Origin of the sequence: Pseudoalteromonas sp. C12FD-1, from assembly GCF_037414265.1 — a bacterium.
Taxonomy (GTDB): domain Bacteria; phylum Pseudomonadota; class Gammaproteobacteria; order Enterobacterales; family Alteromonadaceae; genus Pseudoalteromonas.
Genome location: NZ_JBBEVD010000031.1, coordinates 1 through 14,026, shown reverse-complemented (window position 1 = coordinate 14,026; position 14,026 = coordinate 1). Strand labels below are relative to the sequence as shown.

At 39.4% G+C, this 14,026-nt stretch carries 16 protein-coding genes; 6 read left to right on the top strand and 10 right to left on the bottom strand.

Going from position 1 to position 14,026, the window contains the following annotated elements:
• Nucleotides 1–69: 69 nt before the first annotated feature.
• The 5 genes from WDB87_RS00460 to WDB87_RS00440 all read left to right on the top strand — a co-directional run bounded on the left by WDB87_RS00460 (nt 70) and on the right by WDB87_RS00440 (nt 3,155).
• Nucleotides 70–255 (top strand): hypothetical protein, encoded by a 186-nt coding sequence (locus WDB87_RS00460; RefSeq protein ID WP_004589148.1) that lies wholly within the window; start codon nt 70–72, stop codon nt 253–255.
• A gap of 101 nt (nt 256–356) precedes the next feature.
• Nucleotides 357–722 (top strand): hypothetical protein, encoded by a 366-nt coding sequence (locus WDB87_RS00455; protein WP_286245725.1) that lies wholly within the window; start codon nt 357–359, stop codon nt 720–722.
• 10 nt (nt 723–732) lie between these two features.
• The gene (locus WDB87_RS00450) at nt 733–2,109 is read left to right on the top strand and encodes a class II fumarate hydratase (RefSeq protein ID WP_337848688.1); all 1,377 of its coding nucleotides are present in this window, start codon (nt 733–735) and stop codon (nt 2,107–2,109) included.
• Between the two features lie 67 nt (nt 2,110–2,176).
• Complete coding sequence (locus tag WDB87_RS00445; protein ID WP_443197898.1) at nt 2,177–2,740, top strand: hypothetical protein; 564 nt, start codon at nt 2,177–2,179, stop codon at nt 2,738–2,740.
• A 10-nt stretch (nt 2,741–2,750) separates the two neighbouring features.
• Nucleotides 2,751–3,155: a hypothetical protein gene (locus tag WDB87_RS00440; protein ID WP_286245722.1), complete on the top strand. Its 405-nt coding sequence runs from the start codon at nt 2,751–2,753 to the stop codon at nt 3,153–3,155.
• Nucleotides 3,156–3,184: 29 nt separating this feature from the next.
• Here the strand turns inward: WDB87_RS00440 and WDB87_RS00435 are convergent, their stop codons facing one another.
• From WDB87_RS00435 to WDB87_RS00400, 8 genes are all read right to left on the bottom strand, one after another.
• Nucleotides 3,185–3,370, bottom strand: coding sequence for a hypothetical protein (locus tag WDB87_RS00435; protein WP_286245721.1), 186 nt, complete (start codon nt 3,368–3,370; stop codon nt 3,185–3,187).
• Nucleotides 3,371–3,483: 113 nt separating this feature from the next.
• Nucleotides 3,484–3,804, bottom strand: coding sequence for a hypothetical protein (locus tag WDB87_RS00430; RefSeq protein ID WP_286245720.1), 321 nt, complete (start codon nt 3,802–3,804; stop codon nt 3,484–3,486).
• On the bottom strand, nt 3,801–4,439 hold the full coding sequence (locus WDB87_RS00425) for a DUF4178 domain-containing protein (protein ID WP_286245719.1): 639 nt from the start codon (nt 4,437–4,439) through the stop codon (nt 3,801–3,803). Before WDB87_RS00425 ends, WDB87_RS00430 begins: the two co-directional genes overlap by 4 nt.
• A gap of 73 nt (nt 4,440–4,512) precedes the next feature.
• Nucleotides 4,513–5,205 (bottom strand): PspA/IM30 family protein, encoded by a 693-nt coding sequence (locus WDB87_RS00420; RefSeq protein WP_286245718.1) that lies wholly within the window; start codon nt 5,203–5,205, stop codon nt 4,513–4,515.
• A 24-nt stretch (nt 5,206–5,229) separates the two neighbouring features.
• On the bottom strand, nt 5,230–5,643 hold the full coding sequence (locus WDB87_RS00415; RefSeq protein WP_004589139.1) for a YjfI family protein: 414 nt from the start codon (nt 5,641–5,643) through the stop codon (nt 5,230–5,232).
• An 80-nt stretch (nt 5,644–5,723) separates the two neighbouring features.
• Nucleotides 5,724–7,445, bottom strand: coding sequence for a polyamine aminopropyltransferase (locus WDB87_RS00410; RefSeq protein ID WP_337848686.1), 1,722 nt, complete (start codon nt 7,443–7,445; stop codon nt 5,724–5,726).
• 3 nt (nt 7,446–7,448) lie between these two features.
• Complete coding sequence (locus WDB87_RS00405) at nt 7,449–8,348, bottom strand: DUF350 domain-containing protein (RefSeq protein ID WP_337848685.1); 900 nt, start codon at nt 8,346–8,348, stop codon at nt 7,449–7,451.
• Nucleotides 8,349–8,370: 22 nt separating this feature from the next.
• The gene (locus tag WDB87_RS00400) at nt 8,371–9,303 is read right to left on the bottom strand and encodes a CHAD domain-containing protein (protein ID WP_337848684.1); all 933 of its coding nucleotides are present in this window, start codon (nt 9,301–9,303) and stop codon (nt 8,371–8,373) included.
• 261 nt (nt 9,304–9,564) lie between these two features.
• Here WDB87_RS00400 and WDB87_RS00395 point away from each other — a divergent pair, with 261 nt between their 5' ends.
• Nucleotides 9,565–11,652 carry a putative bifunctional diguanylate cyclase/phosphodiesterase gene (locus tag WDB87_RS00395; protein ID WP_337848683.1) on the top strand — a complete coding sequence of 696 codons (2,088 nt, stop codon included), beginning with the start codon at nt 9,565–9,567 and terminating at the stop codon, nt 11,650–11,652.
• 10 nt (nt 11,653–11,662) lie between these two features.
• Here WDB87_RS00395 and WDB87_RS00390 read toward each other — a convergent pair whose 3' ends face one another.
• A complete protein-coding gene (locus tag WDB87_RS00390) occupies nt 11,663–12,124 on the bottom strand; it encodes a hypothetical protein (protein ID WP_443197897.1) in 462 nt (153 codons plus the stop codon).
• 2 nt (nt 12,125–12,126) lie between these two features.
• Nucleotides 12,127–13,320: a hypothetical protein gene (locus tag WDB87_RS00385; protein WP_337848681.1), complete on the bottom strand. Its 1,194-nt coding sequence runs from the start codon at nt 13,318–13,320 to the stop codon at nt 12,127–12,129.
• Nucleotides 13,321–14,026 lie beyond the last annotated feature (706 nt).

Genomic DNA, 14,026 nt, shown 5'->3' with positions numbered 1-14,026 from the left:
TGTATTATGCTTTAACTTATTCAACCCTAAGTAGGGTGTATTACCAATATTAAATACGAGGATAAAATTATGCATACTCCCCCTTACACCGCTGTAGACGCCGTTGTCTCAGTGACAGAAAAAAGCACCGAAAAGCCAAGTAGCACTTGTGATAGTAGAGCCACTGTAATCGACTTACTTTCTCACTGTAACCAAAATCAACAGGCGCTAAAAAAACATGAAACAGACCAAATATTCATTCTTGGCTATAATTGATACTCAATTAAACGCTGCAAATAATTTTTATAATAACTGTTTACACTGAAACCGATTAAATGTAATGATAACTATTATCGTTAACTTGAATCGGTTTTTTTATGTCTCCCTTTCAGGCATTACAGCCTTATCATCATGAACTTGCTTGTAACTGCTTACGTCCAGGCTTACACGCACCTATGGTGGTAGCCCACTACATAGAAACCGCTTTAAACGTTGCTAAAAGCTTTGAAAAACAGCGTAACCCCTTACTACAAGAGTTATATTTATTACGCACTTACCATGAAATTATCAATAGAATGTGCGACCCTCTAATACACAATGCCATTCGTAAGCAATGCCTTGAGCAATTATATAAACCTTTATTGGCATTAAAACGCTTTTACTATGCACATAACGATACTGAAAAATTTTTAAAACTTGAGCGCGAAGCTCGCGTACTCAGTCACGAATTTAACCCTTTTTAAGGAGCGACTTATGAGCAATTTTAGAACCGAATCGGACAGTATGGGTGAATTACAGGTCCCTAGTGATGCGCTATACCAAGCGCAAACCCAGCGTGCAGTTAACAACTTTGCTATTAGCGGCTTAACTATGCCAAAACAGTTTGTAACAGCCCTTGCATACATTAAACAAGCAGCAGCACAAAGTAACTTTGAGCTAAATCACTTAGGTAAAAGTAAAGCCAACGCTATTGAGCAAGCATGCCAACAAATTATTGATGGCGAGCATTACGAGCACTTCCCTGTTGATATTTTCCAAACAGGTTCGGGCACCAGCTCTAACATGAACGCCAATGAAGTTATCGCAACGCTTGCAACTCGCATTGGTAATGAGCTTATTCACCCCAACGATGATGTAAATATGGGGCAAAGCTCTAACGATGTAGTGCCGACAGCCATAGCGCTTAGTAGTGCAATTAACGTAGTTTATGAATTACTGCCATCACTTGAAAAACTATCGCAGAGCTTAGAGCAAAAAAAAGCAGACGTGGGCAAAATAGTTAAAACAGGACGTACGCATTTAATGGATGCTATGCCCGTTACGTTTGAGCAAACACTCAGCGCGTGGCAATCACAAGTAAATAATGCAGCCTCTGGCATTCGCCATAGCTTAGAGCGAGTGTGCGAGCTTGCCCAAGGCGGGACAGCTGTTGGGACCGGTATTAATGCCGATGGCGAATTTGCCTCAAAATTTGCTAAAAACTTAAGCGCAAATGTAGGTATAAGTTTTAAACCAAGCAGTAACTTTTTTTACAACATTGGCTCACAAGATGCCATTGTAGCGCTTTCAGGTCAGTTAAAAGTACTCGCTGTAGCACAAATGAAAATAGCCAACGACCTACGCTGGATGAATTCAGGCCCACTTGCTGGGCTTGGTGAAATAGAACTTGAAGCACTGCAACCTGGCTCGTCGATTATGCCAGGCAAAGTAAACCCGGTGATCCCAGAAGCGGCAGCCATGGTAAGCGCTCAAGTTATAGGTAACGATGCAACCATCACTGTAGCAGGCCAAGCGGGTAATTTTGAGCTAAACGTAATGCTACCGGTTATTGCACATAATATTTTACAAAGCATTGAGCTACTTGCTAATAGCGCACAAGCATTGGCAGATAAAGCCATTGCAAGTTTTAAAGTAAACCAAACCAATATTGATAAAGCACTGGCCAAAAATCCAATTTTAGTGACTGCGCTTAATCCGGTGATCGGCTACGAAAAAGCAGCCAAAATAGCGAAGCAAGCCTACAAAGAAGCTCGCCCAATAATTGATGTAGCAGAGCAAGAAACCGACCTTCCACGCAGTGAATTAGAAAAACTCCTTAACCCCACTAAACTTACCCAAGGCGGTTTATAAAGGTAAATCTAAACGGCTTTAATTACTTGATAATATAGTTTTTATTGCCGTTAAAAATGCACCGTGTATGATAGTGATGAATAATTCATCACTATCAAGGTTTGTTATGCGTACTCCACTGTTAGCCCTACTTTTACCACTTTGTTTAACTGCATGCCTCGAAACAACATCGCAAGATGCACCCACTAATTCGGTGAACGAGCTTAAAGAAGTACCGCATAAAGATGTACCTCAACAAACCAGCAGTGAAAACAAGCACAGGAACCCTACTGATGCATCTCAACCAATAAAAGCCTTTGAAAAAGAAGTATCACTTAACGACATTAAAACCGCAAAAAGCGAACTTAATACGCTCATTGCCAATACACAGTGTGATACATCGGCACAATGTAGAGTTATGCCGGTAGGAAGCAAAGCTTGTGGCGGGCCAAGTAATTATATTGTTTACTCAACAAAAGCAGCTAAAGAGGGGCAAGTCAGTTCGCTTGCTAAGCAAATAACAACGCTTGAAAAAACCTACAACACACAAAATGAAATGATGAGCACATGCCAGCATTTAACTTCGCCAAGCACGCAGTGTGTTGAAAATAAATGTGTTAAACTTGAAGGCTCAGCGGTAAGTGTATTTTAAGGACAAGGTTATGAGTTGTTTACCATCAGCAATTAAATTATCAATTGTGAGTGTTGCCACCAGCGCTATGCTATTACTTAGCGGCTGTGCAAGCACATCATCAGGTACTGAGAAAAATCAGAATTTGTCTGACTTGAACTACGATCTTAATAACATTGTGAGTGATAATAGTTGCACCGCAAGCTTTCAATGTAAGGTACTCGAAGTCGGTGCACGAGCATGTGGTGGACCAAGTAAGTATATTGTGTATTCAACACTTAACACCTCGCAAGAGTATGCTGAAGAAGTGGCACACAAAATTACACAGCAGCAAGAAGCGCAAAACAAAGCGCAAGGTTTAACCGATTGCTCACCCGTGCTTGAAGTACAAACCCTGTGTATTAATCAGCAATGCCAAGCGTTTGATATAAAATAGCTTTACACTATTAAACCTTAAATTAAGCGTTAATTTAATAACGGAATTAGCGCTGATAAAACCACTACTAACACCACGCAAATTCCTGCTTTAACAATGTATTTCATTGGCATTTCTTTTTTTACCCAGTACGCATAAATAAAGCGCACAAAATAGCTGGCTGCGGTGCCAAACAAAGCAAATATAATAAGGTAGGTAATTAGTATAATATTCAAAGCAGTACTTCTTTATAGTTATTAGTATAAGGGCTTAATACAAAGAACGTGAAATCACTGTTTTTATCGAGCCCACGCTCTAAAAAAGATTAATTTTCCAGAGCGTTGATTCACTATTTAGCTTTTTTTGTATGAGTAATTAAAAGCTCGGCAACTTGCTGTTTTACAGCTCGCTTATCGTCACTTTGGACATTAAACCGTGTTGCTAATTGGGCTATTTCATCATCGTTTAAATTAAACGATAGGCGTTGACGTGTTTTTTTAGACTTTACATCTAATCCTAAAATTTTACGGATCATATCTGAGGGCGTCAGCTCTTGGTCAATCGCCTGCTTTTTTATCGACTTTTGTACTTCGCTGCTTAAATCAAATGCCATTTGCGTGGCACGCACGGCTTGCTCTTGACGTAACCACTTGTCTTTAGCATCACTCACTTCGCATCTCCTGGAAACAAGTCGACTATATCGGTAATTGGGCGTGTTAACGTTAGTGACACTTCAGTCTCACCGCCATCCCATATTTCAATATTTAAGCCGTGCCCTTCGTCCGGCGACGCTAAACAAATCATTTCACAAGGTTCGCCACCTTCTTGCTCATAGCGCGGTAACGACTGGCCACGAAAATCTTTGTTATGGAAATAACACACATAAGGCGATTCACTTTGCTGATAGCTTTTAGCTAAAAACTGCATAAACTGCTCTGGCGTATTTTGCACCTGTATATGGGTTAACGACTCTTCATCAAAAATACGTGCAAATTCGTCTAGCCCAAATATTTGCTCTACGTCATCACGCTGAATTTTTATTGAAAAATTAGCCCATTGCTCGCCATCATCTTGCTCAATTTGTAAAAATACTACCTGACCGCTGTTCGTCTCTAGCACAAACTCAGTATCACTACTGTGCTGATATTGATAGGTTTGAATATCAATAACACGCAGCGTTTGCCCTTTTAACCACGACGGGTACGCAAATGAATCTATAACAGTAAACATATCGCCCTTTTTAAGCTCACTTGCATGGTTAAGCTGACGTTCTGGCTCTTTTTTTGATTTGAAAAAATTAAACATAATGAGGCATCCCTTAAGCAAAAAAGGTAACTAAGCTATGCTTAATTACCTTTTATAAATAATGTACTAACTATTAGCCGTTTTGCTTGGCTTTAATGCGCGCTAAAATATCAGCACTTTTTGGGCTTGTATCGCCAATGCCTGCTTCAGCCATTTTTGCTTTTAAGTCATCGCCGTTTGCATCTGCTTCAAGCTCTTTTGCCGCACCTAATTGGTCGCTACGATCTTGCTGGCGCTGTTTAATACGTTCAAGCGACTGACGAGCCGAGGTCATAGACGAGCTATTAGTATTAAGCGTGCTGTTAACAGCCATTGTTGCTTGCTGTACGCTTTCTGTGGTTTTAACCATAGTAAGCTGGCGTTGGTTTTCTTTAATCGACTTTTCAGCGTCTTTAACTTGCTGCTTAAGCGTTACAATGTGATTGCTGAAACCTGCTAATACTTGCTCGTTTTCAGCTTTTTCAGCTTCAAAGTCGCCAATTTTTTCTGCAATTTCTAAAGCTAGGGCTTCGTTACCTTTTTCAAGTGCTTGGCCAGCATACGCTTCGTGCTCAGCAATTGATGCATCTACCGCGCTAATTTTGCGCTTAGTTTGCATTTCTTTAGCCATTACTTCTGTCAGGCTTTTTTTAGCACGATTAAGTGCATTTTGCGCATCTGCTATTTCTTGTTCAAAAATACGAATACCGTTTGCATCTACAATTGCTTCACCCGCTTCACGCGCACCGCCACGTACTGCTGTAAATAATTTTTTTAATATACTCATAATCTTAACTCCACTAACTAGTTACTAATCGTTTAAATACAAGGTCACGGCTTCTAGTGCGTCAATAGCGTTGTCTGCTAGTGTCACTAGTTCGTGGGTAATATCATCTAATGATGAATTTACCGACAGTGCACCAAAAATCGCGTATTTGTTATCGATTTTAGCAAATGCACTCAGTGGAATTGGCACGTTTAAACGTAGTAGTGTTTCGTTTAACTCGTTGCGTAATTCACTTTTTACTTCATCTTCGCCAAACAAGTAGCTAATACATAACAACTGCTCTTGTGTTTGCGTTACAAAAATTGGAAGCTCATCGTTTCCATCAACTATGACTTGTAAAACATCTTGCTCACCAGGGTTGGCAATCAAGAAAGACTCAAAGTTAGCGCCTTCTGTTTCAAAAGAAGCTAATTTTATTGAAAGTTCATTTAATTCCATGTCTCTGCCTTTTTGCTGTTTGACATATTATGTCTGAGTTAAGATTCGCACGGTCGACATATTATGTCAACCATGTTTTATTAATTTTTATACAATTCGCTTTCTATCTGCCACGCATTACGGTAGTAATCATATAGCTGACCTGAACCTAACCTATTGACCTCAATACTTTTAACTTGTTCAAAATACTGGTTAGGAAATACAAAACTGGCTAATAAATATTCTTTACTTACCCACCTTGATGGCACCGGCATTTCGCTTACATTTTTAATTCGCCCACTGGCTGGTTGACCCATTTTAGTGGCAATAGTCCACCCCCACTGTCCAAACGAAGGAATATTTTGCTGATACTGCTCAACATAATCAAAACCTGCCGCTTTTACCGTTTTAGCAATACTTAAAAATGCTTTTTTGGCATGATAAGGCGAGGTTGATTGCACTGCCATTGCGCCATCAGGGGCTAACAATTGACGCACATGGTTATAAAAATAGTCGCTGTACATTTTGTTTAAATCGGGGTGATTAGGGTCTGGCAAGTCGATTAAAATAGTGTCAAATTGCTTACCTTGATCAAGCAGCTTTTCAATCTCTAAAAACGCATCTCCCACAATAATATTGGCTCTCGGATCTAACATCGATTGCTTATTTAGCGCTAATAACCGCTTACTTATAGACTCAGGTGCTGTAAAATCACCGTCTTTATGGCCAAATAGATTAAGCAGCTGTGCATCTAAATCAATTAACGTTACCTTGCTCACTGGCCACTTTAAAACATCTCTAAGGGCAAGCCCGTCGCCACCACCAATAATTAATACGTTATCATGCCGGTTTGATGCGAGCATTGCCGGATACACCAGCATTGAATGATATATTTGCTCATCAATACTTGAGAACTGCAAGCGCCCATTTAAATACAAGTCGGTAATAGGCACAGGCTGGTTTTTGCTTAAGCGCTCAGTTAATACTACATGCTGGTATTTAGTTGCTTGTGAGTAAATAACTTTATCTTTGTAAAGCACATTACTTAAGCTGTTCATCCAGCTACTTCCCATCACTAAAATAAACCCAAACAATGCCAGTAATACTATATGACAAACTAAAAGTGCCTTAGCAAAGCGCACATGAGTATGGTAGCGCCATAAAAAGGCGAGCCCTGCCAATATATTAAAAAGCGCTGTCCACGCTGCAGCTTGCATTATAGGCATCGCCAGCATAATGCTTACCCAAATAGCCGCACCAATACCGGCGCCAATATAATCGGCACCATAAATGGTGCCTGCATTGTTTTCTAAAAAGCGCCCGTACACATGTTGGCGAATACGCGCAATAAGCGGTATTTCCATCCCAATAAACAAACCCAGTACTAAACCAAACACATAAGGTAAAAAGCGTGACCACTCTTGCAGCTTTTGAAATACATAGCCGTTAAGCACAACATCTGGCGGTAAATTAAAAATACTAGAAAATAAATGAGGCAGTGAGTAACTTACAGCAATTACACCGGCTATTGCCAAAATACAGCCCATACCAATCAGGGCAATAATACTTTCCAGCCAAGCAAAGGCGGTAAAAGCATCTTTAAACCAACGGGCTAAAAATGCGCCTAAGCCCATGGCAACTATCATGGTGCCAATCATGGCATAGATAGCACTTTCTACAGAGCCCAGTACTCGCCCTGCGTAATGCGAAAGTAAGTATTCATAAATAAGGCCGCACCCAGCGAGTACGGCCATAACAGTGATTAGTAAAATATCGTGCCCAAGTAAACGTGATTTACTTGGGCTAGTTGTAGTTGATGACACTGATTATGCGCCTAGTAAAGTTGCCATAGTAATACCAACAGCAAACGACACTGCAGCAGAAATAGCACCTACACCCACATTTTTTTGACGGTTAACTTCATCTGAAATATCACAACCTGATAAAATTATTTTGATGGTGATTAAATGCAAAATGATGAATGCCACTAAACTTGTAATCGCACTAATAGCCCAGTAAAGCAGGCTAGCATTAATGTTATCGGCCGCATACGGTGCAATACCCGATGCTGCTGTAATAGCTAAGGCACTGCCCACTAAAAAGCCTGCGTAGCGTATACCTACAGCTAAATTGCCATCAATAATAGCTTGCTGTAAACAATCACCGCTCTTATTGGTACGCTTAAATAACTGTACGCGGTATTGGCTTACAAGCAGTAGTGCAACACTGCCAATAATAAAAGCAGCAATAACGATAGGCAGCCCGTGCCAGCCCTCAGTTGCTACCCATAAAAGTGCAGAGCGAATCACAATAGCCACACTCACTACATGACCAAAGTCGATAATAGAGGCCGTTACATTACCTTTTACAATTTCGTCGTGCAGGCTGACTTTGCGAAGCGCAACCTTATCTTGAAAAAAGTGGCCTAATTTAATCAGGATAATGGCTAATACACCATAGCCTAGCATTTGCAGGGCTTCTTGTTGTAAAGACGCAGCAAACGCGCCACTACTCACACCCGTTAGTACAATGGCAAGAGCAACTAAGCCTGCCGCAAAGCTAATACCAAACGCAAAGTTATCGCGCTCTGTTATTTCATCATTCGCATGTAAATTTGAAACCCAACCTTTAATATATTTTAGGCTTACAAATAACAACACTATAATTGCAAAATCAATCGCCAAAGCTTGTAGCGACCACGTAGTTATTCCATTAAATTCGTACATATTTCTAACTCCAACTTATTCTTTACTTACCACGGCTCACGCCACGAGAGGTTCTGCTACCGCTATTGCGTACCGATCCAGAGCTGTTGCTATAACTACTCGAACGCGAGTAACTACTGCGGCTTTTAGGCGGTGTATAACTACTGCGGCTTAAACCCGAGGCACCCGTTTTTTTGCTCGCATAAGGGCTAGTAAACTGTTTGCCTTGGCGTTGGTACGATTGACGCGTACGCGTTTCTAAAGCACTTTGCGTTTTAATTTGTTTAGGGCTTGAGTAACGATAGCGGCCGTAATCGTTGTAATAGCTATATTTACGGCGGCTGCTCCAACGTCCGTATTCAACACGGTCAAATACATCGCCTAAAATACGGTACATGCCATACCACTGCCAAAAGCTAATACCATTACTATTAGTTTGCCAGTTACCGTAATTAGGGTTGCCCACCAATTGATTACCTTCGCCTGCGCCCTCTGCCTCTTTACTAATAGCACCAACGCGCGCAAGGCTGCCCTTAGACATATCGGCTAGCATATTAATCGGGTCAGTTAACGCATCAGAAAACAGCGTAGGCTTAGCCGCCTCACGTAGTAAATCAATACTGTGTAGCGTATCTTCGTAAGGAGGGATTAAATAAGTGCCTTTAATATCTTTAAGTCGTTGTGCTAAACCACTGTAAAGGGCACCCTGCCTTGTAGCATCAAGGGTAATTACATCAACAACCTGACTAAGTTCTGGCTGTTGCTGTTTAAGGAGTTTGCCATATTCTTTAAGCAATACAGCATTACGTATCGTGCCATTATCAAGCGCGGTACCAAGCTGTGCGAGCTCAACATCTGCCTTTTTAATAGACTCTTGAATTGTTTGTTGTAGTTGCTCTTCTTTAGATTGACAACCCATAAGCACTGCAAACAAACAAAACAGGCTCATAAGTTTCCAAGCTTTTATATTCGACATTCATGTCACCTGATTTAATAAATAACCGCATTAGTCTTACACAGGTCACTTATTAAGCCAAGAATGAAATTGCAACAAAGTAAGTCTGCCTAAAATAAAATAACCAGCTATAGTTACTCTATGAATTTAAACACATTCTGTTACTCACAAATTTAGTTAAGTAACATCAGCGCTACGAGTAAGCCTTCTATTAATAAATAACAACAATAAGTAATAACTCTTTTAGTGAAAGAGCATGACAGTAAGAAGGGATTTGGCTAAATGTTTCATAGTATTCGTAACAAATTTATTATTATTACGACTTGTTTAATCGTACTAAGCTCTAGTTTTGTTTTTTATTTAGCAATTAATGAGCACGAGGATTTATACCGCCAATCAGTTGAAGAAAATCTCGATGCGATGTCATCAAATATTTCAGATAATTTGTTACGTGTGATGTCGCAAGAGATAGACTTATTTTCTATCACAACTGAGCTTTTGGGGTTAGATAGGTACGAGCACATAAAGTTTGTAAATGTATTTGATAGTAATTGGCAACTAATACAGTCCTATGTTCATCCTAATTACTTAAAGCTTGATGAGTTTTCCCCCAAGTTACAAGGGATCAAGCCGCAAAGTTTGCCTCATGCGGTGAGTGCGACTAACCAAGGTTTAGTAGCCTTAAAAACAATTGGTGAGGAGCAATTCCCTGTAGGCTATTTATTAATTGTTCAGGACTTTAATAAGCCTCTAAATGAAAGCAAAGCGAGCTTATTTTTTAGTGCAGCCCCAATCGTTTTTTTTAGTATAGTGATCACCATCATCATCTCTTTTTGGATATATCAACATTTATTAAGCCCTCTACTAAAACTTTCTAAGTTCACGCAAAAAGTAGAAAAAACGACTAACTACCAACTTCAATATCAGAGCTCCGGCAGCGACGAAGTATCGCGACTTGGTAAAGATATTAATAACTTGCTTAACACTATTCACTCCCAAGTACTCACTAATCAAAAAAACACCGCACAACTATTAAAGCAAAAGCAATCAATGGAGCACCTTGCTAACTACGATATATTAACTGGCTTACCTAATCGTCTGTTTATTATGGCTTTACTACAAGAAGAGTTAACACGCAGTAAAAGCAACGAGCAAGATATAGCAATCATGTTTTTCGACGTAGATAGCTTTAAAGGTGTTAACGATACACTTGGCCATGAAACGGGCGACCTACTTTTAAAGGCGGTAGCCAGTAATATCAAAAAGCATATACGCGAAAACGATGTTATTGCACGCTTAGGGGGCGATGAGTTTTTAATAATGCTGCGCAATATAAATAATTACGCCCTGGTTACTACTATTGCGGAGCAAATTATCAGCTCAATGCAAACGCCTTTTACTATTAACCAATGGGATATACCCACCGGAGTCAGTATTGGGATTGCCCATGCCAAAGAGGCTGGGTTTGATATTAATACATTAATTAGTAATGCAGATATAGCAATGTATGCCTCAAAAGAAAAAGGTAAAGGGTCGTACACTGTTTTTCATAAAGAAATGTTAGAAAACAGCAAGCGAATGGCTCAAGTTGCTAATTTAATTAGTCATGCAATTGCGCAAAATGAGTTTGAAGTTGTCTATCAGTTAAAAATAGCTGCCAATGGTGAAATTAATGGCCTTGAAGCCCTTATTAGGTGGCAAAGTGAAGAGCTTGGTTTTATTTCACCAGGCGAGTTTATACCCATTGCAGAGCAAGCAGGTAAAATAAAAGCAATCACACAGTGGGTTGTCTCTAGGGTATTTCAAGATTTACCCACATTAAAACAAACTATAGGTAACCATGTACTCGTTTCTTTAAACCTATCGAGCCATGATCTTAAAGATAATCACTTTATAAATGTTGTAAAAAATAAATTGGTTAAATACAACGTCGACATTGCAAATATCCAGTTTGAAATAACCGAATCAAGCTACTTGGATAATTTTAAAAACTCCAATGAATTCTTTAATCAAATAAAAAAAATGGGCGGCTCTATAGCCCTTGATGATTTTGGAACGGGATATTCATCGCTAAGCTACCTTACAAAAATAGATATCGATACCATCAAAATTGACCGTATGTTCGTTAATCAATTTGACAGTTCAGAAAAGGATGCAGCGGTATTAAAGGCCATACTCGATTTAAGTAAACGCTTAGGTTTAAAGGTATGTAGTGAGGGTATAGAAACAGCCAGCCAGGCTAACTACCTGATTGAAAATGGCAGTAATGAAATGCAAGGGTATTATTTTGCAAAGCCTGTAGCTATATCACACATTCCAGCAGCTAAAGCTCAAGCAAAAGAGGCATTTAAAGCGCTAACTTTAAAATAAGTCAGCGCTACTAGGGCGTTAGCGTTACAACAGTTAGCTCGTCCGGAATTTTTATATCAGCAGGTAAGTAAGCAACTGCATTTTCTTCTTTCAATAAATACGCAATAATTTCTTTAGTCGAGCTAAATTCAACGGGTGGCTTGCTACGCCCTGTAAATCTCATCTGAGCCCAATAAGCCTGAATTCTGGATTCGGTTAAGCCAACCAATTTCGTATTAAAGTCGATTCGTAACGGGTTTCCGGCGGGTAAATTTACTGCTTTAAATTGACGACTTATCGCGCCGCCCATATAAATATGGCGAATCTGCTGCTTACTCAAAGCTAAGTTTTTATTGGCCGTATTAACAACAATGATCACTTTACTTGTGTGGCTATTATCCGCGTAGGCTTGTACGCTAATAAACAATAATGACCAAGTAAAAATACACAGCAGTATTATATGTCTAATCACATAAGTTAACTTACAATACATCGTCAAAATACCCAATCTAAGCCAATAAGGTAAAGATTCGTTTTTCTATTAAAGCTAACATCCTCAGGGATAACAAAAAAAGAATTACTAACCTCATCGCCTTCTAAAGCAGATACTTCCGCTTTTAACGCCAGATTAGGTAGCACATCCCATCGTATACCGAGTGTCCATGTTTTTAGTGAGTCAGGCGCCGACTCTGCAAATATGTTGTTATAAGCCTGTGCCAGCTGATCAAGCTCTACATTAGCACCGATAGGGATTTCATTCTGCGTGGCATTAATCTCTACATCGCTGTCTGCAAAGGTTAAATGATAAGTAAAGGGTGCATCGTTATAGCCTACGGTTAAGTAATAACTTTGTATAATCGGAATTATATCTAACTGTGTTTTAATCTTTACCCACTCACCTCTAAAAAAATAATCTAAATTATCATAAATAACACCAAACTGATCTGCATGTGCACTGCCCTGCGTTGTCAGCGATGCTGCACTTTGGCTAAAATTAAAATTCTCTAAAATATCTTGTAGTTGGTTAATCGATTTAAGATCTAACGCTATGTTACCGTTATACCTTGAAGCCCTAAACTCTATATTTTCAATATTCAACTTCCCTATCACACCCACTAAATTATCAACCTCAAAGCCTGTTTTAAAACGGCCTATGCCAATACTTCCAGACTCTTCGCCATAGTACCCTTCAATACTGATATCAAAGTCATCTGAGCCAAATTTGTAAATTGCATCAATACCATTAAATGTTTTAAATAAATACGTGTCGTACACTTGTTGTGGCGGATTGATCCATGGATAAGCAAATCCTACATCAGAGAAATCGCTCATTGTAAAAAATGGGGTGCGCAGCTTACCGACTTTTATCTGCAGATTGGTTGTGGGAGTATAAGTTAAATAAAGCCATTCAAGTCCACTCTCACCAGATACCGTTGTGCTATCAGATCTAAGTAACCCTTGTCCTGTCACTGACCAGTTTTTATTAAACTGATACTCAGCTTGAAGACCTATTAAGCTTGATGGTGAAAAGTTAAGAGTGTCGTCGTAACCTCTATATTCGATATCTTTTTCATCTAAATAGCCACCAATAACACGCGCGTAGCCTGAAAAATCAAACTCACCTGATTTAGCCGGTAAGTGATGTAGGCCCACGATTAAAACGAATATCTGAAATATTTTATTTCGCATAGACACTCAGCAACCTATATGAAAAAGCGCTGAATATTAAAAAGTAACGACATTTTATAATTCTGCAGAATAATTATTATGAGGTATAACTATAGTCAAAGTTAAAGAGTGTGGATCAAAATAGTCTGAACTATAAGTTATTATTTTTATACATCTTAATAAATTGGTTAACTTAAGATATCTGCTTGTACTGTAATACCAATTCACTTAATTAAGCGTTCTATTTTGAGAGTGGAAAAACGTGTTGATAGCTAGGCAAAATGATTAAGTATTATTGCGTATTGGTATCATTGCAAAGGGTTTGAGCTCTGTTGCGAGCCTTATCCACGGGTTTCATGATACTCAACCCATGCTAAGAAGTACGGGTTGACGCTGTGCAGCTGATAGCTAATATTTTCACTTTCTTACAGACAGTAAAAAAGCCGCTTCATTTCTGAAGCGGCTTTCTCGTATTTGGAGCCTTGTTGTTATGTCGTGGTGACCACAGCGGTAGAGAGTCACAGTGAAATGCTGCACTATTATTAGCCAATGCATTGAATAGCCAAAACACTGTTCACAAAGAGGCGCTTTGCTTAGGAGACGCTACGCTTTAGAGAAGAAAATGCTGAATATTACTTTCCTTCAGACGGAAAAAAGCCGCTTCATTTCTGAAGCGGCTTTCTTTTATTTGGAGCCTGGCAATGTCCTACTTTCACATAGCAAATGC